The 26,882-nt window shown below is 59.8% G+C and carries 26 protein-coding genes; 17 read left to right on the top strand and 9 right to left on the bottom strand.

Annotated features, from left to right (window positions below):
* Positions 1-45: 45 nt before the first annotated feature.
* The 4 genes from NYR50_RS17805 to NYR50_RS17790 are packed head-to-tail and all read left to right on the top strand — an operon-like array spanning position 46 to position 3,649.
* Entirely contained in the window at positions 46-1,053 is a 1,008-nt protein-coding gene (locus tag NYR50_RS17805; RefSeq protein ID WP_418137751.1) for an ABC transporter permease subunit, read from the top strand.
* On the top strand, positions 1,050-1,964 hold the full coding sequence (locus NYR50_RS17800; RefSeq protein WP_006313844.1) for an ABC transporter permease subunit: 915 nt from the start codon (positions 1,050-1,052) through the stop codon (positions 1,962-1,964). The genes NYR50_RS17805 and NYR50_RS17800 overlap by 4 nt, the downstream gene beginning before the upstream one ends.
* A 3-nt stretch (positions 1,965-1,967) precedes the next feature.
* The gene (locus tag NYR50_RS17795) at positions 1,968-2,807 is read left to right on the top strand and encodes an ABC transporter ATP-binding protein (RefSeq protein WP_006313845.1); all 840 of its coding nucleotides are present in this window, start codon (positions 1,968-1,970) and stop codon (positions 2,805-2,807) included.
* Entirely contained in the window at positions 2,804-3,649 is an 846-nt protein-coding gene (locus tag NYR50_RS17790) for an ATP-binding cassette domain-containing protein (protein WP_418137750.1), read from the top strand. The genes NYR50_RS17795 and NYR50_RS17790 overlap by 4 nt, the downstream gene beginning before the upstream one ends.
* Positions 3,650-3,712: 63 nt before the next feature.
* On the opposite strand, the gene NYR50_RS17785 is transcribed toward NYR50_RS17790, so the two are convergent.
* Complete coding sequence (locus NYR50_RS17785; RefSeq protein WP_418137749.1) at positions 3,713-4,387, bottom strand: GntR family transcriptional regulator; 675 nt, start codon at positions 4,385-4,387, stop codon at positions 3,713-3,715.
* 226 nt (positions 4,388-4,613) lie between these two features.
* Between NYR50_RS17785 and NYR50_RS17780 the strand changes: the two genes are divergently transcribed.
* On the top strand, positions 4,614-5,732 hold the full coding sequence (locus NYR50_RS17780; protein WP_418137748.1) for a mandelate racemase/muconate lactonizing enzyme family protein: 1,119 nt from the start codon (positions 4,614-4,616) through the stop codon (positions 5,730-5,732).
* A gap of 51 nt (positions 5,733-5,783) precedes the next feature.
* Here NYR50_RS17780 and NYR50_RS17775 read toward each other — a convergent pair whose 3' ends face one another.
* Positions 5,784-6,806 (bottom strand): LLM class flavin-dependent oxidoreductase, encoded by a 1,023-nt coding sequence (locus NYR50_RS17775; RefSeq protein WP_418137747.1) that lies wholly within the window; start codon positions 6,804-6,806, stop codon positions 5,784-5,786.
* Between the two features lie 134 nt (positions 6,807-6,940).
* The gene (locus NYR50_RS17770) at positions 6,941-7,858 is read right to left on the bottom strand and encodes a LysR family transcriptional regulator (protein WP_174011137.1); all 918 of its coding nucleotides are present in this window, start codon (positions 7,856-7,858) and stop codon (positions 6,941-6,943) included.
* A gap of 213 nt (positions 7,859-8,071) precedes the next feature.
* Here NYR50_RS17770 and NYR50_RS17765 point away from each other — a divergent pair, with 213 nt between their 5' ends.
* The 12 genes from NYR50_RS17765 (at position 8,072) to NYR50_RS17710 (ending at position 22,462) form a co-directional block, all read left to right on the top strand.
* On the top strand, positions 8,072-9,280 hold the full coding sequence (locus tag NYR50_RS17765) for an ABC transporter substrate-binding protein (protein ID WP_418137746.1): 1,209 nt from the start codon (positions 8,072-8,074) through the stop codon (positions 9,278-9,280).
* 29 nt (positions 9,281-9,309) lie between these two features.
* Positions 9,310-10,095: an ABC transporter ATP-binding protein gene (locus tag NYR50_RS17760; RefSeq protein WP_418137745.1), complete on the top strand. Its 786-nt coding sequence runs from the start codon at positions 9,310-9,312 to the stop codon at positions 10,093-10,095.
* A 1-nt stretch (position 10,096) separates the two neighbouring features.
* Complete coding sequence (locus NYR50_RS17755) at positions 10,097-10,798, top strand: ABC transporter ATP-binding protein (protein ID WP_418137744.1); 702 nt, start codon at positions 10,097-10,099, stop codon at positions 10,796-10,798.
* Positions 10,799-10,800: 2 nt separating this feature from the next.
* Positions 10,801-11,688, top strand: coding sequence for a branched-chain amino acid ABC transporter permease (locus tag NYR50_RS17750; RefSeq protein WP_006313872.1), 888 nt, complete (start codon positions 10,801-10,803; stop codon positions 11,686-11,688).
* Position 11,689: 1 nt separating this feature from the next.
* Positions 11,690-12,697 carry a branched-chain amino acid ABC transporter permease gene (locus NYR50_RS17745; protein WP_418137743.1) on the top strand — a complete coding sequence of 336 codons (1,008 nt, stop codon included), beginning with the start codon at positions 11,690-11,692 and terminating at the stop codon, positions 12,695-12,697.
* 74 nt (positions 12,698-12,771) lie between these two features.
* The gene (locus NYR50_RS17740; protein WP_418137742.1) at positions 12,772-14,367 is read left to right on the top strand and encodes a GMC family oxidoreductase; all 1,596 of its coding nucleotides are present in this window, start codon (positions 12,772-12,774) and stop codon (positions 14,365-14,367) included.
* Between the two features lie 13 nt (positions 14,368-14,380).
* Positions 14,381-15,265, top strand: coding sequence for a 3-hydroxyisobutyrate dehydrogenase (gene mmsB / locus NYR50_RS17735; RefSeq protein WP_418137741.1), 885 nt, complete (start codon positions 14,381-14,383; stop codon positions 15,263-15,265).
* Positions 15,262-17,217 carry an acetoacetate--CoA ligase gene (locus NYR50_RS17730; protein ID WP_418137740.1) on the top strand — a complete coding sequence of 652 codons (1,956 nt, stop codon included), beginning with the start codon at positions 15,262-15,264 and terminating at the stop codon, positions 17,215-17,217. The genes mmsB and NYR50_RS17730 overlap by 4 nt, the downstream gene beginning before the upstream one ends.
* 4 nt (positions 17,218-17,221) lie before the next feature.
* Complete coding sequence (locus NYR50_RS17725; protein WP_418137739.1) at positions 17,222-18,007, top strand: 3-hydroxybutyrate dehydrogenase; 786 nt, start codon at positions 17,222-17,224, stop codon at positions 18,005-18,007.
* 118 nt (positions 18,008-18,125) lie between these two features.
* On the top strand, positions 18,126-19,169 hold the full coding sequence (locus NYR50_RS17720) for a helix-turn-helix domain-containing protein (protein WP_418137738.1): 1,044 nt from the start codon (positions 18,126-18,128) through the stop codon (positions 19,167-19,169).
* A 519-nt stretch (positions 19,170-19,688) separates the two neighbouring features.
* On the top strand, positions 19,689-20,030 hold the full coding sequence (locus tag NYR50_RS17715) for a hypothetical protein (RefSeq protein WP_418137737.1): 342 nt from the start codon (positions 19,689-19,691) through the stop codon (positions 20,028-20,030).
* A 95-nt stretch (positions 20,031-20,125) separates the two neighbouring features.
* Entirely contained in the window at positions 20,126-22,462 is a 2,337-nt protein-coding gene (locus NYR50_RS17710; RefSeq protein WP_418137736.1) for a glucose/quinate/shikimate family membrane-bound PQQ-dependent dehydrogenase, read from the top strand.
* A 71-nt stretch (positions 22,463-22,533) separates the two neighbouring features.
* Here the strand turns inward: NYR50_RS17710 and NYR50_RS17705 are convergent, their stop codons facing one another.
* The 6 genes from NYR50_RS17705 to NYR50_RS17680 all read right to left on the bottom strand — a co-directional run bounded on the left by NYR50_RS17705 (position 22,534) and on the right by NYR50_RS17680 (position 26,882).
* Positions 22,534-23,034, bottom strand: a complete 501-nt coding sequence (locus tag NYR50_RS17705; RefSeq protein WP_386908579.1) for a ferritin-like domain-containing protein — start codon at positions 23,032-23,034, stop codon at positions 22,534-22,536.
* Positions 23,035-23,247: 213 nt separating this feature from the next.
* Positions 23,248-24,471 carry an NAD(P)/FAD-dependent oxidoreductase gene (locus NYR50_RS17700; protein ID WP_418137735.1) on the bottom strand — a complete coding sequence of 408 codons (1,224 nt, stop codon included), beginning with the start codon at positions 24,469-24,471 and terminating at the stop codon, positions 23,248-23,250.
* An 18-nt stretch (positions 24,472-24,489) separates the two neighbouring features.
* Complete coding sequence (locus NYR50_RS17695; protein WP_418137734.1) at positions 24,490-24,900, bottom strand: TIGR02588 family protein; 411 nt, start codon at positions 24,898-24,900, stop codon at positions 24,490-24,492.
* A gap of 7 nt (positions 24,901-24,907) precedes the next feature.
* Positions 24,908-25,768 (bottom strand): TIGR02587 family membrane protein, encoded by an 861-nt coding sequence (locus tag NYR50_RS17690; protein ID WP_418137733.1) that lies wholly within the window; start codon positions 25,766-25,768, stop codon positions 24,908-24,910.
* Positions 25,769-25,823: 55 nt separating this feature from the next.
* Positions 25,824-26,264: a PPC domain-containing DNA-binding protein gene (locus NYR50_RS17685; RefSeq protein ID WP_418137732.1), complete on the bottom strand. Its 441-nt coding sequence runs from the start codon at positions 26,262-26,264 to the stop codon at positions 25,824-25,826.
* Between the two features lie 57 nt (positions 26,265-26,321).
* Positions 26,322-26,882: a type 1 glutamine amidotransferase domain-containing protein gene (locus tag NYR50_RS17680; protein WP_418137731.1), complete on the bottom strand. Its 561-nt coding sequence runs from the start codon at positions 26,880-26,882 to the stop codon at positions 26,322-26,324.

The raw sequence follows: 26,882 nt of genomic DNA, 5'->3' as shown, positions 1-26,882 counted from the left end.
CGCGGAAGAACCCTGTTCTTCCGCGCGTCTTTTCAGGAAAAAACCATGATCCGGTTCATTTTCGGCAAACTTCTCTATCTCGTTCCGACCTTCCTCGGGATTACCATCGTCGCCTTCGCCTTCGTACGCGTCCTGCCGGGAGATCCCGTGCTGCTGATGGCGGGCGAACGTGGCATATCGCCTGAGCGGCATGCGCAGCTTGCCGAACAGCTCGGCTTCGCCCAGCCGATCTGGCAGCAATATCTTCATTTTCTCGGACGGCTGCTTCAGGGCGACCTCGGCAATTCGCTGGTCACCAAGAAACCCGTTCTGACCGAGTTCCTGGCGCTCTTCCCCGCGACGGTCGAGCTTGGCCTTGTCGCCATCATCATTGCAACCTTGATCGGCGTGCCGGTCGGCGTCATCGCCGCCATTCGCCGTGGTTCCTGGTTCGACCAGATTTCCATGACGACGGCGCTTGTCGGTTTCTCCATGCCGATCTTCTGGTGGGGGCTGCTGCTCATCATCATGTTCTCCGGCATCCTGCAATGGACACCGGTGTCGGGCCGTATTTCGCTGATGTATTTCTTCCCCTCCGTCACCGGTTTCATGCTGATCGACAGCCTGATTTCAGGACAGAAGGGCGCTTTCGCGTCTGCCCTATCGCATCTCATCCTGCCCTCGGTGGTGCTTGCCACGATTCCCTTGGCGGTGATCGCGCGCCAGACGCGCTCGGCGATGCTGGAAGTCCTGGGTGAGGATTATGTTCGCACGGCACGGGCAAAGGGCATGTCGGCCTCCCGCGTCGTCGGCATTCATGCGCTGCGCAACGCCATGATCCCGGTCATCACCACCATCGGCCTGCAGATCGGCGTGCTGATGGCTGGTGCCATCCTGACCGAAACCATCTTTTCCTGGCCGGGCATCGGCAAGTGGATGATCGATTCCATCTCGCGCCGCGACTATCCCGTCGTGCAGAGCGGCCTGCTTCTGATCGCGGGTCTGGTGATGATCGTCAACCTGCTCGTCGATCTGACCTATGGCCTCATCAATCCGAGGATCCGTCACAAATGACCGATGTGATCACCACCCCCGGCGTCCGCCTTTCGGACGCTGCCATCCGCCGCCGGATGATCGCCGATTTCTGGTTCTATTTCCGCCAGAACCGCGGTGCCGTCATCGGCCTTGCCGTTTTCATTCTGCTGGTGCTGGTGGCGGTTTTTGCGCCGCTGATCGCGCCGCATGATCCAACCCAGCAATATCGCGATGCGCTGCTCGTACCGCCGGTCTGGCAGGAAGGTGGCCGTGCGGGCTTCTTCTTCGGCACCGACGCCGTCGGTCGCGACATGCTGTCCCGGCTGATCTACGGCGCGCAGTACTCGCTGTTCATCGGCGTCGTCGTCGTTTCCATCGCCCTTGTTGGCGGCATCGTCATCGGTCTCGTCGCCGGCTTTTTCGGCGGCTGGGTGGATACCGTCATCATGCGCGTGATGGACGTCATCCTGGCGTTTCCGTCGCTGCTGCTCGCTCTGGTGCTGGTTGCGATCTTGGGTCCCGGATTGACCAACGCCATGATCGCCATCGCCATCGTCTATCAGCCGCATTTTGCGCGCCTGACGCGCGCCGCTGTCATGAGCGAGTTGCGACGTGAATATGTCACCGCTGCCCGCGTGGCCGGTGCCGGCAATCTGCGGCTGATGTTCAAGACGATCCTGCCGAACTGCCTTGCGCCGCTGATCGTTCAGGCGACGCTGTCCTTCTCGTCCGCCGTTCTCGATGCTGCGGCGCTCGGCTTCCTCGGCATGGGTGCACAGCCGCCCGCCTCCGAATGGGGCACGATGCTCGCCGAAGCGCGGGAGTTCATCCTGCGTGCCTGGTGGGTCGTGACCCTTCCCGGCCTGACGATCCTGATCTCGGTGCTGGCCATCAACCTGATGGGTGACGGCCTGCGTGATGCGCTCGATCCCAAACTGAAGCGGAGCTGAGCAATGAGCCTGCTGAAAATCAAGAACCTCACCGTCAAATTCGCCACTGCCACCGGTGCCTTCACGGCTGTCGACGGCATCGATGTTTCCGTCGACAAGCACGAGGTACTGGCCATCGTTGGTGAGTCCGGTTCCGGCAAGTCGGTATCCATGCTTGCCGTCATGGGGCTCCTGCCCGATACGGCGACGATCACCGCCGATGAGATGACCTTCGACGGCAAGAACCTTTTGAACATGTCGTCGCAGGAGCGCCGCAGGGTGATCGGCCGGGAGATCACCATGATCTTCCAGGAACCCGTCGCCTCGCTCAACCCGTCCTTCACGGTCGGTTTCCAGATCGAGGAAGTTCTGCGCCTCAATCTCGGCATGAGCGGTGCTGCCGCGCGTGCGCGTGCTCTGGAACTCTTCCAGGCCGTTGGCATTCCCGAGCCGGAAACCAAGCTCAAGGCTTATCCGCATCAGATGTCGGGCGGCCAGTGCCAGCGTGTGATGATCGCCATCGCGATTGCCTCCAAGCCGCGCCTTTTGATCGCCGACGAGCCGACGACCGCGCTCGACGTGACGATCCAGAAGCAGATCCTCGACCTGCTGATGAAGCTGCAGGAAGAATATGGCATGGCGCTGATCCTCATCACCCATGACATGGGTGTGGTGGCGGAAACCGCCGACCGCGTCGTCGTGCAATATAAGGGCCGCAAAATGGAGGAGGCGGATGTCTTGAGTCTCTTCGAAGCCCCGCAGCATCCCTATACCAAGGCACTGCTTTCGGCCCTGCCGGAAAATGCCACCGGCGACCGTCTGCCCACGGTCTCCGATTTCTTCGGCAAGGAGGGCGTTCGATGAGTATCGTTGTCGAAGGCAAGGGTATTACCCGCCATTATCACGTTCCGGGCGGCCTGTTCGGCGGCGCAAAGACGGTTCAGGCCCTGAAGGGCATCGATTTTGCCGTTGAGCGCGGCAAGACGCTGGCCATTGTCGGCGAATCCGGTTCGGGCAAGTCGACGCTTGCCCGTATCATCGCGCTGATCGACCCGGCATCGGGCGGTGAGCTCAAGATCGACGGCAAGCCGGTGGATATCTCCAAGCGTCGGCCGGACACGCAGATGCGCTCCAAGGTGCAGATGGTGTTCCAGAACCCCTATGGCAGTCTCAACCCGCGCCAGAAAGTGGGCGACGTGCTGATGGAACCGCTCGTCATAAACACAAAAATACCGGCTGCCGAGCGCCGCGAGCGGGCTGAGGCCATGCTGGTCAAAGTCGGCCTCGGCCCTGAGCATTTCAACCGTTATCCGCACATGTTCTCAGGCGGCCAGCGCCAGCGCATCGCCATTGCGCGCGCGCTGATGCTGAACCCGGCGCTGCTGGTTCTGGATGAGCCGGTCTCGGCGCTCGATCTTTCGGTGCAGGCGCAGGTCTTGAACCTGCTCCGCGATCTGCAGGAAGAGTTCGAACTGACCTATGTTTTCGTCAGCCACGATCTTTCCGTGGTCCGCTATATCGCGGACGACGTGCTGGTCATCTCCAAGGGCGAGGCCGTCGAACAGGGCTCGCGCGAGGAACTTTTCGCTAATCCGAAGCATCCCTATACGCGTCAGCTTTTTGCCGCGACACCGATCACGGATGTCGACGCCATCCGCGCCCGCGTGGAGCGCCGCAAGGCGGCACGGCAGGCCGCGACGGCCTGAGGTCGATGGGTGGAACGATCAACAGTCGAAAGGGCCGGATTTCCGGCCTTTTCTTTTTTCGGCTTAGCCAACGGCCTCTTTCAGCAGACGAACTTGCCGCAACGTGTTCTGCCGGCTGCGCTCCAGATGGCGCCAAAGCGCATCGACGATCTGGACCTTGCTGCGGGCGGCGATGGCGTCGGCGATATTCTGGTGTTCTTCGACAGAGCGGGCGTAATCGCCAAGAATCGACACGAACACCGTGTGGGTCTGGTCGAGAATACGTTCATGCGTGCCGGAAATGACCGGAATGCGAGCGGCGGAAACGAGGGTTGCATGGAAGCTGCGATCGAAAAAAAGCGCTTTCGACAATTCATCGAGCGTTGAGCCCTTGGCGAATGCGCGGTGTTGCGCAAGGCTTTCCACGAGTTGCGCATGCAAGGCGTCGTCTAATTGCCCGGCATCGAAAGCCACTTCCACAGCACCTTTTTCGAGCAGCATTCTGGCGGCGTAGAGCTCCTCCACATCCTCCACGGTAAAATCACGCACCACCATGCCGCGTCTGGAGGAATTGACCACCAGGCCATCGGCCTCGAGCTTCAGGCAGGCTTCCTTGACGGGCGTCGGGCTGATGCCGAGATCGGCGGCAAGCTCATTCGGCAGCAGGCGTTCGCCGCCGCGTAATCTGCCGCTGACGATACGGGCGCGTAATTCCCGATGTGCCTGATCGGCGAGTGTGACTTTGACCAGCGTGTTCATGAGGGCATCATCCCCCAGCTTCGCGGGACAGGCAATGGCTGAATATTAAAAATAAAAAATTTTTTATTTTACAAAGATTGTTTTTCCGTTAGCTCTATCTCCATTGGATACCAACCGCCGGAGGAGGGCGGGAGGTCGCTTCACCAAAACCGTCACCGCGTTCGTGGATCGCGGAAGCGTGTCGTTTCTCCTCGCAAACCGTTCAAGCAACGAGGAATGACCGATCATGAAAATAACTGCTGTCGAACCTTTCATCCTGCATCTGCCGCTGACATCGGAGTCCATTTCCGATTCCACCCACAGCATCACCCATTGGGGCGTTGTCGGTGCGAAAATCACGACGAGCGACGGGATCGCGGGTTATGGTTTCACAGGTACGCACGCGCATCTGCCGTCCGACAGGCTGATCACATCCTGCATCAGCGATTGTTATGCGCCCCTTCTGCTGGGCGAGGATGCATCTGACCATTCAAGGCTCTGGACGAAACTAGCCCGTTATCCCTCTCTGCAATGGGTCGGCCGGGCCGGGATCACCCATCTGGCGCTCGCCGCGATCGACGTGGCGCTGTGGGATATCAAGGCAAAAAAGGCCGGCGTGCCGCTCTGGCACTATCTCGGCGGCGCCCGCACGGCAGGGGTGGAGGCCTATAATACCGATATCGGCTGGCTTTCCTTCTCGCTGGAAGACTTGCTGGCGGGCAGCGCCAGGGCGGTGGAGGAAGACGGTTTCACGCGCCTGAAGATCAAGGTCGGACATGACGATCCGAATATAGATATTGCCCGCCTTACCGCCGTTCGCAAACGTGTCGGTTCCGCTGTTCGTATTGCCATTGATGGCAACGGCAAGTGGGACCTGCCAACCTGCCAGCGTTTCTGCGCGGCGGCGAAAGATCTGGATATCTACTGGTTTGAGGAACCGCTCTGGTATGACGACGTCACCAGCCATGCCCGGCTGGCGCGCAACACCTCCATTCCGATTGCGCTGGGGGAGCAGCTTTATACGGTGGATGCGTTCCGTTCCTTCATCGATGCCGGCGCGGTTGCCTATGTCCAGCCTGACGTGACGCGGCTTGGCGGCATCACCGAATATATCCAGGTGGCTGATCTCGCACTCGCCCACCGCCTGCCCGTCGTGCCGCATGCGGGTGAGATGAGCCAGGTGCATGTGCATCTAAGCTACTGGCACCCGGCGTCGACCATCCTCGAATATATTCCGTGGATCAAGGATCATTTCGAAGAGCCGATCCATGTGCGTGACGGTGTCTACAAACGGCCGGAGCAGCCGGGCGCGAGCACCACGCCGCTGGCTGAAAGCTTCACCCGTTATGGCAAGGCGGTGAAATAAAAAAAGGCGGCGCAGAGAATGCGCCGCCTTACTCATTTCGAGAACTAGCCGTTATCGCCAGCCGAGAGCCGGCGCTACCTGCTTCAGGATCGTCTCGATCACATGGGCGTTGTATTCGACGCCCAGCTGGTTCGGCACGGTCAGAAGCAACGTATCGGCTTCAGCGATGGCTTCGTCGGCCTTCAGCTGTTCGATCAGCTTTTCGGGTTCGGCGGCATAGCTGCGCCCGAAGATCGCGCGCGTCTTGTCGTCGATATAGCCGATCTTGTCGTCGCCTTCGTTGCCGTAGCCGAAATAGGACCGATCACGATCATTAACGAGCGCGAAGATGCTGCGGCTGACCGAAACGCGCGGATCACGCGTATGGCCGGCTTCTTTCCAGGCTTCCCGGAAGGTACGGATCTGCTGCGCCTGCTGGACGTGGAAAGGCTCACCCGTTTCGTCCGTCTTCAGGGTGGAGCTTTGCAGGTTCATGCCAAGCTTTGCCGCCCAGACAGCCGTCGCATTGGAGCTCGATCCCCACCAGATACGCTCGCGCAGCCCTTCTGAATGCGGTTCAAGGCGCAGAAGACCGGGCGGGTTCGGGAACATCGGCCGTGGGTTCGGCTCAGCGAAACCTTCGCCCTTCAGAAGTTCGAGGAAGACCTCGGTATGCTGCCGGGCCATGTCCTCTTCGCTCTCACCTTCGGCCGGGCGATAACCGAAGTAACGCCAGCCATCAATCACCTGCTCCGGCGAACCGCGGCTGATGCCGAGCTGCAGGCGCCCACCGGCGATGAGGTCTGCCGAGCCGGCATCCTCCACCATGTAGAACGGGTTTTCATAACGCATGTCGATGACGCCGGTGCCGATCTCGATCTTCTTCGTGCGGGCGCCGACGGCGGCCAGAAGTGGGAAGGGCGAGGCCAGCTGGCGGGCAAAATGGTGCACGCGGAAATAGGCTCCATCTGCCCCCAGTTCTTCCGCAGCCACGGCGAGGTCGATCGATTGCAGCAGGGTGTCGGCCGCCGAGCGTGTCTGCGACTGGGGCGAGGGCGTCCAGTGGCCAAAGGATAAAAATCCAATCTTTTTCATAATGACCTTCCAGATTTTGGAGGATGTCGGCTATTGCAGCGACATCGTTGTTGTCACTCATATAAGCAACGGCCCGCATCCTCCAACCTGCCAGGCATAGACAGGGTGTTGCCGAAATGTGAACGATCGGTATTTCAGACCATCATTCCGCGCTTGAGAATGAAGAGATTTTCATGCGCACGCGCGGTGGTGAGAATGAAATCCATCAGCGAGCGCACACGCGGCACGTTGGCAAAATCTTGATGGCTAGTCAGCCAGTAACCGCGCCGCAGCTCGACATCGCCTGGTAGCACCATCTGCAAATCAGGAAAGCGAGCGGCGATGAAGTTCGGCAGGATGCAAAGGCCACGGCCACTCAGCGTGGCGGTCAGCTGCGCGAAAATGCTCGAGGACTGGAAGTTGGGGCGCAGGCCGGGCCACACGTCGCGCATATAATCGAGGCCGGGCGAGAAGATCAGGTCCTGCACGTAACCGATGAAGAAATGATTCGGCAGATCCTCGCGCCGGGTGATTTTCGGGTGGCCAGCAAGATAGGAGCGCGAGGCATAGATATGCAGCGTGTAATCGATGATCTGTTCGTTGATGTATGGACCGGCTTTCGGCGGATCGAGTGTGACCGCCACATCCGCCTCTTTCCGAGACAAAGCCATGATCTGCTGGATCGTCACCATTTCCACCATGATGTGGGGATGGGTTGCGGCGAAGTCCTTCAGCCTTTCCACGAAGAAAAAATTGGAAAAACCTTCAGGAGCGCTCAAGCGCACCACGCCGCGCAGCAGGCTGCCGCTTTCGGAAATATCCGATTGCAGCCGTTCCGCCTCTGCCTCGATGCGCTCGACGGTATCCACCAGCCGCCGTCCCACTGTCGTCAGCTCGTAACCGCGCGGGTTTCGCTCGAACAGCTTGGTTTTAAGCGAAAATTCCAGCCGATCGATATGGCGGGAGACGGTGGCGTGGCTGGTGCGCAGGCTGCGGGCGGCCGATGAGAGCTGTCCGGTGCGGGCCACCGCTAGGAAATATTGCAGGTCGTCCCAGGTAAAAGGCGTGGCCATTTCCGTCTCCCGTCAAGAGTTCTGTTCAAAAATGAACAGTTCCTGTTCGCAATTTGATGATGCCCGGCTCTTGTGTCAACGGCCGAATTCGAGAAGTCTAGGCTGAGGATGCATCGCTTTGAGGAGGGCGGTGCGGCCATTCGGGTGCAACGGTTTCGGTTCACCGCTGCACATACAATCTGAGGCTCGCAATCATCTCTGGGAGGAGAAGTCATGCGCAAGAGTATCGTTTTATCCACGGCCATGGCACTGGCCGCCGGCACTGCCGCTTATGCGGCCGAGATTTCGGACGGCAAGGTCAAGATCGGTATCCTGAACGACCAGTCGGGCGTCTACGCCAATTTCGGCGGCAAATACTCTTATGAAGCCGCGAAGATGGCGGTCGAGGATTTCGGCGGCAAGGTGCTGGGTGCGCCGGTTGATGTCGTGACCGCCGATCACCAGAACAAGGCGGACGTCGCCTCCAACATTGCCCGGCAATGGTACGATACCGAGCAGGTCGATTCGATCATGGAATTGACCTCGTCGTCGGTGGGTCTTGCCGTACAGGCGCTCTCGAAAGACAAGAAGAAGATTACCATCAACACCGGTGCGGCAACCACCGAACTGACCGGCAAACAGTGCAGCCCCTATGGTTTCCACTGGGCTTATGACACCTATTCGCTGGCGGTCGGCACCGGCGGCGCGCTCGTCAAGCAGGGCGGTGACAGCTGGTTCTTCCTGACGGCCGACTACGCTTTCGGTTATTCGTTGGAAGAAAACACCAGCAATTTCGTCAAGGCCAATGGTGGTAAGGTGCTCGGCTCGGTGCGCCATCCTCTGGCGACGACGGATTATTCTTCGTTCCTGCTGCAGGCGCAGTCCTCGGGTGCGAAGGTCATCGGTCTTGCCAATGCCGGTCTCGATACCTCCAACGCCATCAAGCAGGCGTCCGAATTCGGCATCGTGGCGGGCGGCCAGCGGCTTGCCGCTCTCCTCTTCACGCTTGCGGAAGTGCATGGCCTCGGTCTTGAGGCGGCTCAAGGGTTGACGCTGACGGAAGGATTTTATTGGGACCGCGACGATGAATCGCGCAAATTTGGTGAGCGTTTCAAGGAACGCACCGGCGCCATGCCCAACATGATCCATACCGGCACTTATTCCGCCGTGCTTCATTATCTGAAAGCCATTGAAAAGGCTGGCACTGACGATGCAGATGCCGTTGCCAAGGCCATGAAGGAAATGCCTGTTAACGACGTCTTCGCCAAGGACGGCCATGTGGCCGCAAACGGCCGCATGATCCACGACATGTATCTCATGGAAGTGAAGAAGCCGGATGAGAGCAAACAGCCCTGGGATTATTACAAGGTGCTCGCCACCATCCCCGGCAAGGAAGCCTTCATGGACCCCACAAAAAGCGGTTGCCCGCTGGTGACGCAATAAAAGACTGACGTAAAAAAGGGGAAAGTTTCATGATGATCGCTCCCGCCCCCGCCGGGCAGGCCGAACCACGCGTTGTTCTCTCGGCGCGTGGTCTCACCAAAACCTTCGGCGCATTCGCGGCCGTGAAAAACGTCGATCTCGACGTGCATCATGCCCGCGTGCATGCGCTGATCGGTCCGAACGGCGCCGGCAAGACGACGGTCTTTAATCTATTGACCAAGTTTCTCCAGCCGACTGGCGGGGCGATCACCTTCATGGGAACTGACATAACAAAGACGCCGCCGGACAAGGTGGCGCGTCTCGGCCTCGTGCGTTCTTTTCAGATATCGGCAGTGTTTCCGCATCTGACGGTTCTCGAGAACGTGCGGGTGGCGTTACAGCGGCCCAATAGTCTTGCAACGCAATTCTGGCTGCCGCTCTCCTCGCTCGACAGGCTGAACGCCCGTGCCGAGGAACTGATCGCCATGGTCGGCCTCACGCGGGAAAAAAATGCGCTTGCGGCCGATCTGTCTTACGGTCGCAAGCGGGTTCTCGAAATCGCCACCACGCTGGCGCTCGATCCGAAGGTTCTGCTGCTGGACGAACCGATGGCCGGCATGGGTGGGGAAGATGTCTCCCACGTCGCCGAACTCATCCGCGAGGTGGCCAAAACCCGCGCGGTGTTGATGGTCGAACATAATCTGAAGGTCGTGGCCGATATCTGCCATCAGGTCACGGTGTTGCAACGCGGTGAAATCTTGGCGGAGGGCGATTACGCCGCCGTTTCCGCCGATCCGCGCGTGCGCACGGCCTATATGGGCACGGAGGAGGCTTGATATGGCGGCAATGCTCGAAGTCTCCAACCTGAAATCCTGGTATGGCGAAAGCCAGGCCCTGCACGGCGTCGATCTGACCGTCGGCGAAGGCGAAACCATCACCATTCTCGGCCGCAACGGTGTGGGCAAAACCACGACGCTGCGCACCATTATGGGCATCATCCGCAACCGCAAGGGCGTGATCAAGCTTGGCGGCAAGGACATGATGCCGGTGCCGCTGCATCGCACGGCGAAATACGGCATTGGTTTCGTGCCGGAAGAACGGGGTATCTTCGCGACGCTGAGCGTCGAGGAAAATCTGATGCTGCCGCCCGTCGTCGCATCCGGCGGCATGACGCTCGATGAAATCTACGAGCTGTTTCCCAACCTTTACGAACGCCGCACCAGCCCTGGCACCAAGCTTTCCGGCGGCGAACAGCAGATGCTGGCCATGGCGCGCATCCTGCGCACCGGCGTGAAAGTGTTGCTGCTCGATGAGCCGACCGAAGGGCTTGCGCCTGTTATCGTGCAGCGCATCGGCGAAGTGCTGCAAAAACTGAAGAGCCGAGGCATGACCGTGGTTCTGGTCGAGCAGAATTTCCGGTTTGCCAGCCGTATCGCTGATCGCTTCTACCTGATGGATCATGGCCAGATGGTCAGCAATTTTCCGGTGGGCGAGCTTTCGGCCCGCATGGGCGAACTCAATAAAGTGCTGGGGGTTTAACGATGACGATGATCTTCGGCATTCCAATTCAGGCCCTGCTCGGGCAATTGTTGATCGGCCTGATCAACGGCTCGTTTTATGCGCTGCTGTCGCTCGGCCTTGCCGTCATTTTCGGCCTGCTGCGCGTCATCAATTTTGCGCATGGGGCGCAATATATGCTCGGCGCTTTTGTCGCCTTCCTCGGCCTGCAATATTTCGGCATCAATTTCTGGATGGCGCTCATCGTGACGCCGCTCGTCGTCGCGCTTTTCGGTGCGATCGTCGAACGTTTCATGCTGTCGCGGCTTTATGATCTCGACCCGCTTTACGGGCTGCTTTTCACCTTCGGCCTGGCGCTTGTGGTGGAAGGCACGTTCCGCTGGCTTTACGGTGCAGCGGGCCAGCCCTATTCGGTGCCGCGTGAGCTTGCCGGCGGCACCAATCTCGGCTTCATGTTCCTGCCGAATTATCGCGCCTTTGTTGTCGTCATCTCGCTGGTCGCCTGCATCGCCACCTGGGCGTTGATCGAAAAGACGCGGCTCGGCTCCTATCTGCGGGCGGCGACGGAAAACCCGACGCTGGTGCAGGCTTTCGGCATCAACGTGCCGGTGCTCCTGACGCTGACCTACGCATTGGGTGCCGGCCTTGCAGGCTTCACCGGCGTGCTGGCCGCACCCATCTATCAGGTGTCACCGCTGATGGGCACCAACCTCATCATCGTGGTCTTCGCCGTGGTCGTCGTCGGCGGCATGGGGTCGATCATGGGGGCCATCGTCACCGGTTACATGCTGGGCATCGCCGAAGGCCTGACCAAGGTTTTCTACCCCGAGGCCTCCAATATCGTCATCTTCGTCATCATGGCCTTTGTGCTGCTCATCCGCCCCGCCGGACTTTTCGGAAAGGACGCCTGATATGTCCAAAGCCTCCCATAACCCCACTGCCGGTGCGATGCCCCAGGCCGAAGTTTCGACGACTGCGGGCACCATCAAGACCGTGCTCATTCTGGCGGGGCTTGCCGTCCTCATAGCCGCGCCGATGTTCGTTTATCCGATCTTTCTGATGAAGCTCCTGTGCTTTGCACTGTTTGCCTGCGCCTTCAATCTGCTGATCGGTTACACGGGACTGCTGTCCTTCGGCCATGCGGCATTTTTCGGCGGTGCGGCCTATTTCACCGCTTATTCGGTGAAGGAATGGGGCGTGACGCCGGAGATCGGTCTGGTCATCGGCATGGCCGGTGCGGCCCTTCTTGGCCTCGTCATCGGCTTCTTCGCCATCCGTCGCCAGGGCATCTATTTCGCCATGATCACGCTGGCGCTGTCGCAGATGTTTTATTTCTTCTGCCTTCAGGCGCCGTTTACCCATGGCGAAGACGGCTTGCAGGGCGTGCCGCGTGGCCATCTCTTCGGCCTTCTCGACCTTAATGCGCCGCTCAACATCTATTACACGGTGTTGGCAGCCTTCGTGCTGGCACTGCTGGTCATCTGGCGTTTCGTCAATTCGCCCTTCGGCATGATCCTGAAATCCATCCGTGAAAACGAACAGCGCGCCATTTCGCTCGGCTATAGCGTGCAGCGTTACAAGCTCGGCGCCTTCGTCATGTCGGCGGCGCTGGCCGGTCTTGCGGGCGGCCTGAAGGCGCTGGTCTTCCAGTTTGCGACGCTGACGGATGTGACCTGGCAGATGTCCGGCGAAGTGATCCTGATGACGCTGCTCGGCGGTATCGGCACCATGATTGGCCCGATTTTCGGCGCGGGCCTCGTCGTCACCTTGCAGAACTATCTCGCAACATCGGATTTCCCGGTCACCATCATCACCGGCCTTGTATTCATGGCCTGCGTCCTGGTGTTCCGGCGCGGTTTGATCGGCGAATTTTACGCGTCGCGGCTTGGGAGAAAACTCGGCTTCCAGCACCGCGGCTAGATATTTTTGAAAACACTTGAAATGCCTCCTCCGCGTCCGGGACGACGCGGCAAGGGTGGCGCATGGAGAACGACATGGGCGAATATGACTATATTGTCATCGGGGCGGGGAGTGCCGGATGTGTCCTTGCCAACCGCCTTTCAAAGGATCCGAACAACCGTGTCCTGCTCTTGGAGGCGGGTGGCAATGACAATTACCACTGGATCCATATTCCCGTCGGTTATCTCTATTGCATCAACAATCCCCGCACCGACTGGTGTTTCAAGACCGCGGAAGAGCCGGGCCTTAACGGCCGCGCGCTGATCTATCCGCGCGGCAAGGTTCTGGGCGGCTGCTCCTCCATCAACGGCATGATCTACATGCGCGGCCAGGCGCGGGACTACGATGTCTGGCGTCAGCTCGGCTGCGAAGGCTGGGGCTGGAGCGACATCCTGCCCTATTTCATGAAGTCGGAAGATTTTTATCGCGGCAAAAGCGACCTGCATTCCGCCGGCGGTGAGTGGCGGGTGGAAAAGGCGCGGGTGCGCTGGGATGTGCTTGATGCCTTCCAGAAGGCGGCAGGCGAAGCCGGCATTCCCTCGACCGATGACTTCAACCGGGGCGACAATGAAGGTGCGGGTTATTTCGACGTCAACCAGCGCTCTGGCTGGCGCTGGAACACGGCCAAGGCGTTTCTGAAACCGGCGCTTGGCCGCAAGAACCTCACGGTCCTGACCAAGGCGCATGTCAAGCGGCTGATCATCGAGGAGGGCCGGGTTACGGGCGTCGAGTTCCACCATGACGGCGTCCTGAAAAAGATGCGCGCACGGCGCGAGACGGTGCTATCAGCCGGCGCGATCGGTTCGCCGCATATTCTGGAGCTTTCCGGTGTCGGCCGTGGCGACGTTTTGCAGGCCGCCGGTATCGACACGGTGGCAGAGGTTCAGGGCGTGGGCGAAAACCTGCAGGACCATCTGCAATTGCGCATGGTCTATAAGGTCTCCGGTGTCCTGACGCTGAATGAACGGGCCTCCACCCTGTTCGGCAAGGCGAGGATTGGCCTTGAATATGCGCTGACCCGCTCCGGACCGATGTCGATGGCGCCGAGCCAGCTTGGCGTTTTCACCCGTTCTTCGCCGGAAAAGGAAACCGCTGATCTGGAATATCATGTCCAGCCGGTTTCGCTCGACAAGTTCGGTGATCCGGTTCACACTTTTCCGGCCATTACCGCAAGTGTCTGTAATCTGCGGCCGGAAAGCCGCGGCTCAGTGCATGTGAAAGGACCGGATTTCGCCATGCAGCCGGAAATCCGCCCGAACTATCTTTCCACCGAAGGCGACCGTCAGGTGGCCATCGACGCCATGCGGCTGACGCGCCGCATCGTTGCCCAGCCGGCATTTTCCCGCTTCAACCCGCAGGAATACCGGCCCGGCCCGTCTTTCGAAAACGACAATGATCTGGCCAGGGCGGCGGGCGATATCGGCACCACCATCTTCCACCCCGTCGGCACGTTGCGCATGGGGTCGGATGTGGAGAGCGTCGTCGATGCGCGGCTGAAATTCCGCAGGCTCGCCGGGCTGCGCGTTGCCGACGCCTCGGTAATGCCGCGCATCACCTCCGGAAACACCAATTCCCCGACGATCATGATTGCCGAAAAGGCCGCCGACATGATCCTTGCGGATAATCGCTGAAAGGAACGCACCGATGAAGACCGTCGCATTTATCGGGCTGGGACATATGGGCCTGCCGATGGCCGCCAATCTCGTCAAGGCGGGTTACACCGTTAGGGGCTATGATCTTGCCGAAGCCTGCCGTGCGGCGGCCAAGGAGGCGGGCATTCCCGTGCCAGCGGATTCTGCCGAAGCGACCGACGCGGCGGAGGTGATCATCACCATGCTGCCCAAGGGCGAACATGTCGTTTCGGTCTATGGCGATCTGGTCCAAAAGGTATCTGCTGGAACGCTGCTGATCGATTGTTCGACGGTGGATATGGAAAGCGCGCTGAAGGCGCATGAACTGGCCGCTTCCGCCGGTTGCTCTTCGGTCGATGCTCCCGTATCCGGCGGCACCAGCGGGGCGGCGGCCGGCACCCTGACCTTCATGTGCGGCGGCGAGCCGGAGGCTTTTGCGGCGGCAAGGCCGGTGCTGGAGGCGATGGGCAAGAAGATCGTCCATTGCGGCAAGGGCGGCAACGGCCAGGCGGCGAAGATCTGCAACAATATGATCCTCGGCATTTCCATGATCGCGGTCTCGGAAGCCTTCGTGCTTGGCGAAAAGCTCGGCCTTTCGCATCAGGCGTTGTTCGATGTCGCCTCCACCTCCTCGGGGCAGTGCTGGTCGCTCACCACCTACTGCCCGGTGCCCGGGCCCGTGCCGACATCGCCTGCCAACAAGGATTACCAGCCCGGCTTTGCGGCGGCCTTGATGCTGAAGGATCTGAAGCTGTCGCAGGCAGCAGCCAATGGCACGGGTGTTTCCACCCCGCTCGGAGCTGCGGCATCGGCGCTTTATGAAAACTTCGTCGGCGAAGGTGGCGGCGGGCGGGATTTTTCCGCCATTGTCGAAATGCTGCGCGGAGGCGAAGCATGATGGAGGCCGTGCCATCCGATATTCTGTGGGTGCCGCCGCGGCAAAGGCTGGAGCACTCGGCGCTTTTTGCTTTCGCGGCGAAAACCGCACCGCTGCACGGGCTGGCTGCCGATGATTACGCCGGCCTCTTGCGCTGGTCCATCGATGCCCCGGATGAGTTTTACGATGCGCTGTGGGACGAACTCGCGATCATCGGTACGCGCGGCGAAGCGGCATTCAAAGCCGGTGCGACGATCCGGGACGCCGAATTTTATCCGGGCGCGCGGCTCAATTATGCGGAAAACCTGCTGCGCGATGCCGATGAGCGGCTCGCCATCATCGCCCATCGCGACGATGGCACACGGCGAGAGATAAGCCGTAGGGCTCTTTATGATGACGTGTCCCGTATGGTGCAGGCGCTGGTCCATGCGGGCGTGAAAGAGGGCGACCGTGTCGGCGCCATCGTTACCCATGATATCGAGGCGATCACCAGCTATCTAGCCGTCAGCGCCATCGGGGCCATCTGGTCGTCCTGCTCGCCGGATTTCGGCCCGGCAGGGGCTTCAGACCGTCTGTCGCAGATCGATCCGAAAATCCTGATCGCCGTGCCGGAATATGGTTATGCCGGCAAACGCATCGATGTCGGCCCCACCATCCGCGCCGTGGCGGAAAGTGCCAGGCCTGAAAAGATCGTGCTGATTGGTAACGCCGTTCGCGAAAGCCTCGCCGATCTTGGCTGCGTGACGCTTGCGGATTTCGTCGCGCCCTATGTGGCGGGCGAGATTGCGTTCAACCCTCTGCCCGTGAAGGCGCCGCTGGCGATCCTTTATTCCTCCGGCACGACAGGCAAGCCGAAATGCATCACCCATTCCGGCGGCGGGCTGCTTCTTCAGCACATGAAGGAGCAGAAGCTGCAATGCGATATCAGGCAGGGGGAGCGCTTCTTCTATTTCACCACCTGCGGCTGGATGATGTGGAACTGGCAGGTCTCCGGTCTGGCGCTTGGCGCAACGCTCGTCACCTATGACGGCAATCCTGGTTATCCCAACCCTGCGCGGCTGATCGATCTCATCGACGCGGAACGGATCGCTACCTTCGGCACCTCGGCCAAGTTCATCGATGCCTGCCTGAAGGCCGGGCTGAAACCACGTGAAAGCCATGACCTGTCCTCTCTGAGGACGATCCTTTCCACCGGTTCGCCGCTCATCCCGCAATCCTTCGATTATATCTATCGCGACTGGAAGGCGGATGTGCATCTTGCCTCCATTTCCGGCGGCACCGATATCTGCGCCTGTTTTCTTGGCGGAAATCCGCTGCAGCCCGTTCATCGCGGTGAATTGCAGGGCGCGATGCTCGGCATGGATATCGATACGCTCGATGATGAAGGCCGTTCCGTTCGCGGCGTCGCCGCTGAGCTTGTCTGCCGCAATGCTCACCTGTCCATGCCGGTCAGATTCTGGGGCGATGAGGATGGCTCACGCTATCAGGCCGCCTATTTCGATCGTTTTCCCGGCATCTGGGCGCATGGCGATTTCGCCGAACTGCGTCCTTCCGGCGGTTATGTCATCCATGGCCGCTCGGACACGACGCTCAATCCCGGCGGGGTGCGTATCGGCACGGCGGAGATTTATCGACAGGTGGAAACCGTGCCTGATGTCGAGGAGGCCATTGCCGTCGGGCAGGATATTGACGGCGACCAGCGGGTGATCCTTTTCATACGCATGAAGGAAGGCGCGGTCCTGACGGAGGAGCTGGAAAAGACCATTCGCAGCCGCATCCGTTCAGGTGCGACGCCGCGGCATGTGCCGGCAAGGATCATCGCCGTCAGCGCCATTCCCCGCACCCGTTCGGGCAAGATTTCCGAAATCGCGGTGCGCGATACCATCCATGGCCGGCCGGTTAAAAATACCGATGCACTCGCAAATCCGGAATCGCTCGAACTTTTCCGCAATTTGCCGCAGCTAAAGGACTAGACCGATGGAGGATCAACCAAAAACCGTGCTGGTCACGGGTTCCACCAGCGGCATCGGGCTTGCCATCGCCAAACGTTTTGCCGAAGCCGGGTTTCTGGTCGCCGTCCACGGTGTGGAGACGGCGGAGGAGGGCGCGCAGGCCCTTGAAGCGGTTGCGACAGTGGCGCGCCACCGGCCGGTCTATTTTTCCGCCAATCTCGCCCATTACGACGAGAGCGCGCACCTTCCGGAAAAAGTCATCGCCGAGTTCGGCCATATCGATGTGTTGGTCAACAATGCCGGCATCCAGAAGGTCGCGCCGATAGACGAATTCGATTTTGCCGATTTCTCCCGCATCGTCGCCATCTCGCTCGACAGCGCTTTTCATACGATCCACGCGGCCTTGCCGGGCATGAAGGAAAGGGGCTGGGGCCGCATCGTCAACATCGCGTCCGCGCACGGACTACGCGCCTCCCCCTTCAAAGCGCCTTATGTGGCGACCAAACACGCCGTGGTCGGCCTCACGAAAAGCGTGGCGCTGGAAGTGGCCGAACTCGGCATCACCTGCAACGCCATCTGCCCCGGTTATGTCTGGACCCCTCTTGTCGCAGCCCAGGTGGCTGATCAGGCGCGGGTGCATGGCATGAGCGAGGACGATGTGGTGAAGAAGGTGATGCTTGCGCCACAGCCGACCAGACGGTTCGTGCAGCCGGAGGAAGTGGCGGAAATGGCGCTTTATCTTGCAGGCGATATGGCGCGCTCCATTACCGGCACGACCATTTCCATCGACGGCGGCTGGACGGCGAAATAATTTTTATGCGTCTGCCCTTTGCGAACCGTCTCGCCGGCTTCCGGCATTGTTAGGCGATTTCAATCCTGTATAGTTTTCGTGGACGGCGAGGTCAGCGCCGTGTTCGCGGAAAAGCGGCATGATGAACACAGAGTCTTTTGAAGCGCCGCTGGCGCGATCGCGCTTCGATACGCGCAAGGTGCCGAAGCGCGATGCGATGGGGTTGTGGCGGGATTCGATCAACGTGCTGTTCGATGCCAGGCTGCGCAGCTCGCAGGATGATGGTTTCTTCGCCAGCGTCGATGCCGCGTTCATCGGCAATGTCGCACTCGGCCGCACGCAATCCTCCGCGCAGGATTTCGACCGGTCGCGCAACAAGCTCGCCCGTGACGGCATGGACGGTTTTCTCCTGCAATTTTATGCCAGCGGCAAGAGCATGTCGCGGCGAGGCACGGGTGAAACGGCCGGCCCGGGAGACCTCTATATCATCGACATGGCGCAACCGCTCGCCACCGCGACGAGCGATCATGATCATCTGAGCCTGGTGGTGCCGCGCCGGTTGCTGGAAGGCAGGCTTATCGGCTCCGGCAATCATCACGAACGTGTGCTGCCGGCCGGTCTGCCGCTGGTATCGCTCCTGCGGGAAACGATGACGAGCATCTATCGCCATTTCGACGTCATGAATGCCAATGACGGCGCGGCCACGGTCTCGCCGCTTCTGGAGCTCGCAACCGCCGCCATTAACAACCACGTCCGGGAAGACAATGCGCAGGGCGTGCAGCGGGCGCTGCAGGCCTCCATCCGGCGTTATATCGACAATCACCTGCTCGATCCCGACCTGTCGGTGGAAAAGGTGATGGGCGAATTCGGTGTGTCGCGCCGCACTGTCTATCGACTCTTCGAGCCGCTTGGCGGCTTTTCGGCCTGCATCACCCATCGCCGTCTCGAACGCGCCATGGATTTTCTGCGGGCACCGCAATCATCACACATGACGATTGCCGATGTGGCGGCGGCTTACGGTTTCGCCAATCCGGAAAATTTCAGCCGCGTCTTTAAAAAGACCTTCGGCCTCTCCCCGCGCCAGATGCGGCATTTCGCGTCGGAAAACCGTGACGTCACCTCGGATATTCTGAAGCCTGATAGTGCGGAGTGGACGCGCTGGATCGTGCAACTGGGTCGCTGATACAGATCGGTCGCATTTTAGCTGGCACTTTATGACGGTTCGCTGGCACAATTTAACCATTCGTCCCGGTTGCGTTGCAACAGGGGTGCAAATGCGCGTCCAACATGTCAAAATCTGCGGGTTATTTTTCATAGAAATATTGCCTGATGATCATGATGTTGCGAATGCCTGCTTTTCTGGACCTGTTGACCCTTTGGCGCGGATGGCGCCCCGCGGCGAGAAAATACCTTTCCTTTGCCCGTTTCGGCTCGGACTTCCGAAGTGCGACGCCACCCTTGCCGTTGGCGGGTTTCGGCAGTTCCGCAGACTGTCCGTGGGAAACGGATGAGGACGAAGCCCGGCAGCCCGTCTCCTGGCTCGGCGTCGGGCAAAGCTTCAGTGCGGTGGAGGTGGCGGACTGTGACGGTTCAAACCGATCCCGTCTGCCGGTCGAGTGCGGTTAAGGTCGGTCTTCTGCCGTCTGGAACAAAACCCTATCCCGGGGGATTAGGTCCCAAAGGGTCACAGGGAGTGAAAGACATGGCCAGGGAAAATACCGAATATCTCGACAGTCGGGATGCGCCGAAAAGCGAGACGGCAACGCGCGTACGGCAGGGATCCCGCGGACGTCCCGTTCTCGTCATCTTGATTGTCAGCGTGTTGCTTGCGCTGGTTGTGTGGGCTGTCGTCGAATATTCGGTTTTCGAACCGGATGAGAACCTGCCGCAGAACCCGCAGACCGAGACTGCACCGGTTCCGCAGCAGCCGTCCGGATCAGGCACCTTCGACAATAATCCGGCCAACGGTCGCGCGGTACCGCCGGCATCGACCGAGACCAATCCTGCGCCGCAGGATTCGACCGGAGCGCCGCGAAATCCATGACCACGGCGTGAAATCCTCATGATGATAATTTGTATGGAACCAGATTGCGCCCGATTCCATTTCACACAAAGTGACAGGAATCGGGGGTTTCATTCATGGCAGTCACCGTCACTGCGGTCATTCTCACGCTGATCGGCCTTGCGCTGTTCGGTTTCGGCTCTCAGCTCGTCATGTTGGGCGGGAGCTTCTATTATCTGCTTTCCGGACTGGCTTTCCTTGCCACCGCCGTTCTGCTGTTCAATCGCAATCGCGCCGCCCTTCACGTCTATGCCGTTTTTATTGGAGCGACGCTTGCCTGGGCGGTATGGGAAGTCGGCTTTGACTGGTGGCAGCTTGGACCGCGCGGCGGCGTCATTATTCTCATTGGCCTTTGGCTGCTGGTGCCATGGGTCAGAAAACCGCTCGGTTTTTCAAGCCCGACCGGTCTGAGTTACGGCCCTAACGCCTGGCCGCTGGTGCTTTCCGTTCTCGCCTCCTTCGCCGTTGCCGGCTATTCCATGGCGCAGGATCCGCATGATCAGGCGGGTTCGCTGCCGCAGGAGATTGCATCTGCGGCACCCGTCTATGGCGGCGAAGTGCCTGACGGTGACTGGCATCATTATGGCCGCACACCCTATGGTCAGCGTTATTCACCGCTGACGCAGGTGAATATCGACAATGTCTCGCAGCTCAAGGAAGCCTGGCGTTATCAGACAGGTGATGTGAAGCTGCCTGATGATGTCGGCGAGACCACCTATCAGGTCACGCCGCTGAAGATCGGCGAAACGCTTTACATCTGCACGCCGCATAATTGGGCGATCGCCATCGATGCCGCCACCGGCAAGGAAAAATGGAAATACGACCCCAATGTCGGTCTCAATCCTGATCGCCAGCACCAGACGTGCCGTGGCGTTTCCTATTATGCCGAACCGAACGCTGCTGCCGGCACTGCCTGCGCCCAGCGCGTCTACCTGCCGACCTCGGATGCTCGCCTGATCGCGCTCGATGCAGCCACAGGCCAGGTCTGCACCTCTTTTGCGGATCAGGGTGTGCTGCATCTTGAACAGGGCATGAAATACAATCCCGCCGGTTATTATTACTCGACCTCGCCGCCGGTCATCGCGGCGGGCAAGATCATCATCGGCGGCGCGGTGAACGACAATTATTCGACGCAGGAGCAGTCCGGCGTCATCTGCGCTTTCGATGTGAACAGCGGTGCTCTCATCTGGAACTGGGATTCCGGCAATCCACAGAAGACCGAGCCGATCGCGGCGGGTGAGACCTACACGACCAACTCGCCCAACAGCTGGTCGGTGCTGAGTTATGACGAAGGTCTCGGCCTCGTCTACGTACCGCTCGGAAACCAGGTGCCGGATCAGCTTGGCATGGGCCGCAGTGAGAATGTGGAGAAATATTCCTCCTCGATTGTCGCGCTCGATATCAATACGGGCAAGGACCGCTGGGTGCGCCAGACGGTCCATCACGATCTCTGGGACATGGATGTGCCAGCGCAGCCGGTGCTGCTCGACATCACCAAGGATGGCCAGACGGTTCCGGCCCTCGTCGGCCCCACCAAGCAGGGCGATATCTATGTGCTCGACAGGCGCACCGGTGAGCCGCTTCTGCCGATTACCGAGGAACCGGCGCCGACCGGAGCCATCCCTGAAGACTTCACATCCCCGACGCAGCCAACCTCGGCGCTGTCGTTTAAGCCGGAGCCGCTGCAGGAAAAGAACATGTGGGGCGTCTCCATGTTCGACCAGCTCGCCTGCCGCATCCGCTTCCATCAGCTGAATTACAAGGGCCGCTATACACCGCCTTCGCTCAACGGCTCGATCATCTATCCCGGCAATTTCGGCACGTTCAACTGGGGTAGCGTGGCGGTGGATCCCGAGCGGCAGGTGATGTTCGGCATGCCGACCTATCTCGCCTTCACCTCGCAGCTCGTGCCGCGCGCCGACATTCCGCCGAAGGGACAGGATGAAAAGGGCAGCGAACAGGGCCTCAACCGCAATGACGGTGCTCCCTATGGCGTCTTCATGGGACCCTTCCTTGGGCCGCTGAAAATTCCCTGCCAGGCGCCGCCATGGGGGTATGTCGCTGGTGCCGATCTGCGGACCGGCGATATCGCCTACAAGCACAAGAACGGCACGGTCTATGACATGACGCCGCTGCCGCTACCCTTCAAGGTGGGGGTGCCGGGCATTGGCGGACCGATGATCACCAAGGGCGGCGTCGCCTTCCTCGGTGCGGCCGTCGACAACTATCTGCGCGCCTATGATCTCACCACGGGCAAAGAGCTCTGGGAAGCGCGTCTGCCGGCCGGCGGTCAGGCAACGCCCATGACCTATTCGCTCGAAAACGGAAAGCAATATGTGGTGATGGTGGCGGGTGGTCACGGTTCGGTTGGAACCAAGCCCGGTGATTACGTCGTCGCTTATACGCTGCCGTAGGGTCTACGGACTTTCAGGCACAAAAAAACCGGAATGGGTGACCATTCCGGTTTTTGTTTTGGCTGTGCACCTTACGCCGCCTTTTTCTCAGCGGCAGCGTTAACGGAGGTCTTGGCGAGTGCCGTCAGCGCATCGTCGGTCTTGGATTCTTCCTTGAGCGTGGCATCCAGCAGCGAGACCGCCTTCGTGTGGCCCAGCTTTTCCGCCCAGGCTTTCAGCGTGCCGTAGCGGGCGATCTCATAATGCTCGACCGCCTGTGCCGAGGACACCAGACCAGCATCGAGGGCGGGCGTGCCCTTGAAATCCTCGATGATCTCTTCACCTTCGGCGATGATGCCCTGAATGGCCTCGCAGGTCTTGCCCTGTGCCCGCTTGCCGATGATCTCGAACACTTCCTGCAGGCGTTCGATGTGGCCCTGGGTTTCTTCCTTGTGCTTTTCAAAAGCCTGTTTCAGCTTCGGATCAGTCGCTGCCCGCGCCATTTTTGGCAGGGCTTTCAGGATCTGCCTTTCGGCGTAATAGATATCCTTCAGCGTGTCGTAAAACAGGTCGTCGAGTTTCTTCTCGGCCATCGTTTCTTCTCCCATGAAGTGAAAATGTATGACGTGCGTCCATGCGCACGGGAGGCAAACCTTTCGCCGCTGTGATGGTTCCGGCTCCGTTGCGTGCAACCTTTATATTGTCGCGCGGAACCGACATCTTCCTGCGAACCCGGTGCGGCAGGGCTCGATCCCATCCTGATGGTGGGAGCCGTAACCGCCGGCATCAAGGAGGATTAACGGGTATCAGCCGAAGCGGAAGAGATCGGCGTCGGGGTCCTTGCCGCCATTGACGGCGGCTGCGACGATTTCGGCAGCGATCTGGCTGAAGGTGATGCCGTTGCCGCCGAAACCCATCACGGCATAGACGTTTTTCATGCCCGGCACGGCGCCGATCAGTGGCAGGCCGGTCGTAGTGGTGCCAAAGGCTGCCGCCCAGCGATAATCCGGCTCACCCATGTCGATGCCGAGAAGCTTTTCGACCTTGCGGCGGATCGCCTCCGCCTTGGCGGCCAGTTTGCGCTCCGACTGATAGGCGGTGGGGTTTTCCTCATCCTCGCCTCCCGCGATCACTCGCCCGTCGCGGTCGGTGCGCAGGTAGAGATAGGGATCGGACGCCTCCCAGACGATATGGCTCTCCAGCCAGTCGGGCAGATCGAGCCCCTTTTTGCTCGCCAGCGCCCAGGTGGAAATGATCTGATGTTTCGGGCTTTCCAGCATTTTCAGGAATTCATAACCGGTGCAGAAGACGACGCTGCGGGCGGAAAGGATTTTGCCGTCGGCGGTGGCGAGGACCACCTCGTCGCCGAGATTTCTGAGATCGGTAATCTCAAGCTTCGAGACGATTTCGGCGCCTGCCGCTGCCGTATGGCGCAACAGGCCGGCCGTCAGCTGCGCGGGATTGGCGGAGGCCGAGATGTCGCTGAGGATGGCGGTCCGATCCAGCCCATATTGTTCCCGCAATTCCCCGGTGGAGAGGAAGCGGGCTTCGATGCCGGCCTCTTCGCGCGCGGCCGCTTCGGCTTTCAGTGCGCGCGATCCCATTTCGTCTCCGGCAAGATAAAGCGCCTGTTTGCGTTTCATGCTGCAGGAAATTCCGAGCGAAGCAACGATTTCCTCCAGACGCAGGACGGCGCGGGCGGAACGCTGCCATGCCCTGTCGGCGGCGTCCTTGCCGATCATCTTTCTGAGTTCCGTCAGTGGCGTGTCGATCTCGTGCTGTATCATCGCCGTGCTGGCCACGCTGCTGCCCATGACAGGTTCGCGCCTGTCGATGATGAGCGTTGTCTGTCCGGGCCTGTGCAGCGCATGGGATACCAGCGCACCGCTGATGCCGGCGCCGACGACGATCGTGTCGTAATGGTTGGCCGCCGGTGTGTGCGTGCTGCGCAGGCCGATGCGCGGGCTATCGGCCCAGATCGACTTTGATTCCCTGAGATCGCGTTCTTTCGTCAGTTCCGATGTCGGCATGGGTGTATCCTGGATGGGTCAAGGCTCGGTATAGCCGGCGACAGTGAGGGTGAGTGTTCCGCTGCGGGGATCGCCGCGGAAGAAAAGCGTGCCGTAGTCCTTTGATTCCGAGGCGACATAATCAAAGGTGACGTCGGCGTTTTCGGATGAGGCGCCGTTCTTCTCCAGATCGCCACGCACATGCACCTGCGCCGCTGTGGTCATGGAAAGATTATGAATGGCGAATTTCACTCGATATTGCCCGGTCTGCCCCTCCACGCCGGTGACGGCGATCTCGAAGCGGGCCTCTTCAGGTGAATAGCGGTAGATGTCATAGGCGATCCAGCCGAGCATGGCGGCGACGAGCAAGGTGGAGATGGTTCCCGTCACCCATTCGATCCAATGAGGGTCGGCGCTTTCCATCTGTTTTCCATCTTTCGATATTGTCATCTTATCCTCACAGGATCAGCCGGGCGGATGCCGCGCCGATAGAGGCTGGAACGCCGAGAATAACGGCGGCATTCATGATCTGGGACAGCGAGGTGTGGTCGAGGCGCTCAAAGGTCCAGAGCGTGTAGATGCTGATGGCGATGGCAACGACATAGCCGGGTAGGGTGAAGCGAATGAAGGCTTGCCACCATTGCTGGCCTTCGTGCAGGCGATGCGAGCCCCTGAAGTGAAGCGCGTAAACAAAGCCATGCATGACGGCAATCGACAGCAGGCATAATGCCAGGATGTGATAGGGCGTCACCTTATAGGCGATCAGGATCATTTCTTCCGTCGGAGCGACATTGAGGCTGAGGAAGAGCGCGCCGACCATCATCATGAACAGCTCGTGCAGATAACCGGTTTCGCCTGAATATTCGCCCTGCTCGTCGTCCTGCTCGTCGGAGTGCTGGCCCAATTGGCTGCGGCCGAGCAGGGCACCGATGCTGGCCGGCACCGCCTGCAACGCGATCTTGGCGACGATATTGGAGGCGGTCAGCTGGTCGTTCAGAATGCCGAACAACAAGAGTACGGCTGCACTCACTACGATGCCAAGCCCATAGGCGGTTAGTGTGTCGCGCCACGCTTGGCGCCAGGAATCCGTCTTTTCGAAACCGATGCGGCGTGCGAGCAGAAAGAGCAGCGGCAGATTGAGGATGCAAAGCAACAGAAGCCGCCATGGATTGACGTATAATCCAAGGAACCACATTTCCATGGTCATCAGCATGGGCAGCGCAAACAACAATGCGCCCGCGGTGCCGCGCGCAAGGCCGGTCAGAAACTGTCTGACCTCGTCATCATCTGCGTGTTTTCGATTGACTGCTGCCGCCATCCCGACCCCTCATGCGAGGAGATAACGCGATGGCGTTTTTCCGGTTCCGTCCGGTTTATTTTGCAGGGTCGATCAGGGCAATGCCGAATTCCCTGTTATAGCTGCGCCGGAGTTCTGCGGGTGTTTCGCGAATGACCACTTCCAGCGTAGGGCGCACCACGCCCTTCAGAAAATGTCCGCCTCTGGTGGACCCATCGGCAAAACCGAGAACCACATGCAGATGCGGATTGGGCACGCCGTTCTCGTCCAGCGTGATATCACCCAGCAGGCTCAGGACCTCACTCTGCTCGGCCACCGGTATTTTCTGATAGTCCTGCGTCCTAAGATCGAAAAATGCGAGCGTCGCGGTCGCAAAGGCGCCGATGGCGGTCACAGAAGCAGCGTTGACGTTTTCTGCCCTGACAAATCGGGTGATAGCGTCGAAGGCCTCCTCATCTGGGTCTATGATGAGGATGAAGGTGCGCTCCGCGCCGCCCGCCAGTAATCTGCTTTTCATATCGCTCTCCCAAAAAAGTGCCGCCGGAAGCCGGCGGCACCATAAGGTATTGTTATCTTAAGCGGCGCGACGTTCGTGGCGGCCTTCTTCGACCTCCTCCACGATCTTAGCGACGAATGCGTCGAGATCGTCAGGACTGCGGGAGGTGATGATCCCCTTGTCGGTCACCACTTTTTCATCCTTCCAGTTGGCGCCGGCATTCTTGAGGTCTGTTTTGATCGACCAATAAGAGGTGGCGTCGCGGCCACGGAGCGCATCAGCTTCAATGAGAAGCCACGGCGCGTGGCAGATTGCGGCAACGACCTTGCCGGACTTGACGAAATCCCGGACGACCCGCATCGCATCCTCGTCGTGGCGGAGAATATCGGGGTTGATCTGGCCGCCGGGAAGAACCAGCGCGTCAAAATCATCCACTTTCACTGCCTTGGCGGAAAGGTCGACGGCGATGCTGTCGCCCCAGTTCTTTTCATCCCAGCTCTTGATTTCCCCCTCCTTGATGGAGGCGATCTTCACGTCGGCACCCTTGGCCTTCAACTGGTCATAGGGCACGCGCAACTCAGAGCGCTCATAGCCGTCGGTTGCGAGAATGAGGATTTTTGCAGCATTAATGGCAGTCAT

It is taken from the genome of Agrobacterium sp. El2ro-1b, from assembly GCF_048298475.1.
GTDB lineage: Bacteria > Pseudomonadota > Alphaproteobacteria > Rhizobiales > Rhizobiaceae > Agrobacterium > Agrobacterium fabrum.
The sequence above is the reverse complement of the archived record's forward strand: the minus strand, read 5'-3'. Positions and strand labels throughout refer to the sequence as shown.

Bases quoted from the DNA above. Each gene is read 5' to 3' on its own strand.
- NYR50_RS17765 (WP_418137746.1), top strand. From the start codon at position 8,072: ATGCGCAAGAGTATCGTTTTATCCACGGCCATGGCACTGGCCGCCGGC.
- NYR50_RS17800 (WP_006313844.1), top strand. From the start codon at position 1,050: ATGACCGATGTGATCACCACCCCCGGCGTCCGCCTTTCGGACGCTGCC.
- NYR50_RS17725 (WP_418137739.1), top strand. From the start codon at position 17,222: ATGGAGGATCAACCAAAAACCGTGCTGGTCACGGGTTCCACCAGCGGC.
- NYR50_RS17730 (WP_418137740.1), top strand. From the start codon at position 15,262: ATGATGGAGGCCGTGCCATCCGATATTCTGTGGGTGCCGCCGCGGCAA.
- NYR50_RS17795 (WP_006313845.1), top strand. From the start codon at position 1,968: ATGAGCCTGCTGAAAATCAAGAACCTCACCGTCAAATTCGCCACTGCC.
- NYR50_RS17680 (WP_418137731.1), bottom strand. From the start codon at position 26,882: ATGACTGCCATTAATGCTGCAAAAATCCTCATTCTCGCAACCGACGGC.
- NYR50_RS17750 (WP_006313872.1), top strand. From the start codon at position 10,801: ATGACGATGATCTTCGGCATTCCAATTCAGGCCCTGCTCGGGCAATTG.
- NYR50_RS17690 (WP_418137733.1), bottom strand. From the start codon at position 25,768: ATGGCGGCAGCAGTCAATCGAAAACACGCAGATGATGACGAGGTCAGA.
- NYR50_RS17700 (WP_418137735.1), bottom strand. From the start codon at position 24,471: ATGCCGACATCGGAACTGACGAAAGAACGCGATCTCAGGGAATCAAAG.
- mmsB (WP_418137741.1), top strand. From the start codon at position 14,381: ATGAAGACCGTCGCATTTATCGGGCTGGGACATATGGGCCTGCCGATG.
- NYR50_RS17760 (WP_418137745.1), top strand. From the start codon at position 9,310: ATGATGATCGCTCCCGCCCCCGCCGGGCAGGCCGAACCACGCGTTGTT.
- NYR50_RS17705 (WP_386908579.1), bottom strand. From the start codon at position 23,034: ATGGCCGAGAAGAAACTCGACGACCTGTTTTACGACACGCTGAAGGAT.
- NYR50_RS17715 (WP_418137737.1), top strand. From the start codon at position 19,689: ATGGCCAGGGAAAATACCGAATATCTCGACAGTCGGGATGCGCCGAAA.
- NYR50_RS17695 (WP_418137734.1), bottom strand. From the start codon at position 24,900: ATGACAATATCGAAAGATGGAAAACAGATGGAAAGCGCCGACCCTCAT.
- NYR50_RS17685 (WP_418137732.1), bottom strand. From the start codon at position 26,264: ATGAAAAGCAGATTACTGGCGGGCGGCGCGGAGCGCACCTTCATCCTC.
- NYR50_RS17790 (WP_418137750.1), top strand. From the start codon at position 2,804: ATGAGTATCGTTGTCGAAGGCAAGGGTATTACCCGCCATTATCACGTT.
- NYR50_RS17710 (WP_418137736.1), top strand. From the start codon at position 20,126: ATGGCAGTCACCGTCACTGCGGTCATTCTCACGCTGATCGGCCTTGCG.
- NYR50_RS17755 (WP_418137744.1), top strand. From the start codon at position 10,097: ATGGCGGCAATGCTCGAAGTCTCCAACCTGAAATCCTGGTATGGCGAA.
- NYR50_RS17775 (WP_418137747.1), bottom strand. From the start codon at position 6,806: ATGAAAAAGATTGGATTTTTATCCTTTGGCCACTGGACGCCCTCGCCC.
- NYR50_RS17720 (WP_418137738.1), top strand. From the start codon at position 18,126: ATGATGAACACAGAGTCTTTTGAAGCGCCGCTGGCGCGATCGCGCTTC.
- NYR50_RS17740 (WP_418137742.1), top strand. From the start codon at position 12,772: ATGGGCGAATATGACTATATTGTCATCGGGGCGGGGAGTGCCGGATGT.
- NYR50_RS17780 (WP_418137748.1), top strand. From the start codon at position 4,614: ATGAAAATAACTGCTGTCGAACCTTTCATCCTGCATCTGCCGCTGACA.
- NYR50_RS17770 (WP_174011137.1), bottom strand. From the start codon at position 7,858: ATGGCCACGCCTTTTACCTGGGACGACCTGCAATATTTCCTAGCGGTG.
- NYR50_RS17745 (WP_418137743.1), top strand. From the start codon at position 11,690: ATGTCCAAAGCCTCCCATAACCCCACTGCCGGTGCGATGCCCCAGGCC.
- NYR50_RS17805 (WP_418137751.1), top strand. From the start codon at position 46: ATGATCCGGTTCATTTTCGGCAAACTTCTCTATCTCGTTCCGACCTTC.
- NYR50_RS17785 (WP_418137749.1), bottom strand. From the start codon at position 4,387: ATGAACACGCTGGTCAAAGTCACACTCGCCGATCAGGCACATCGGGAA.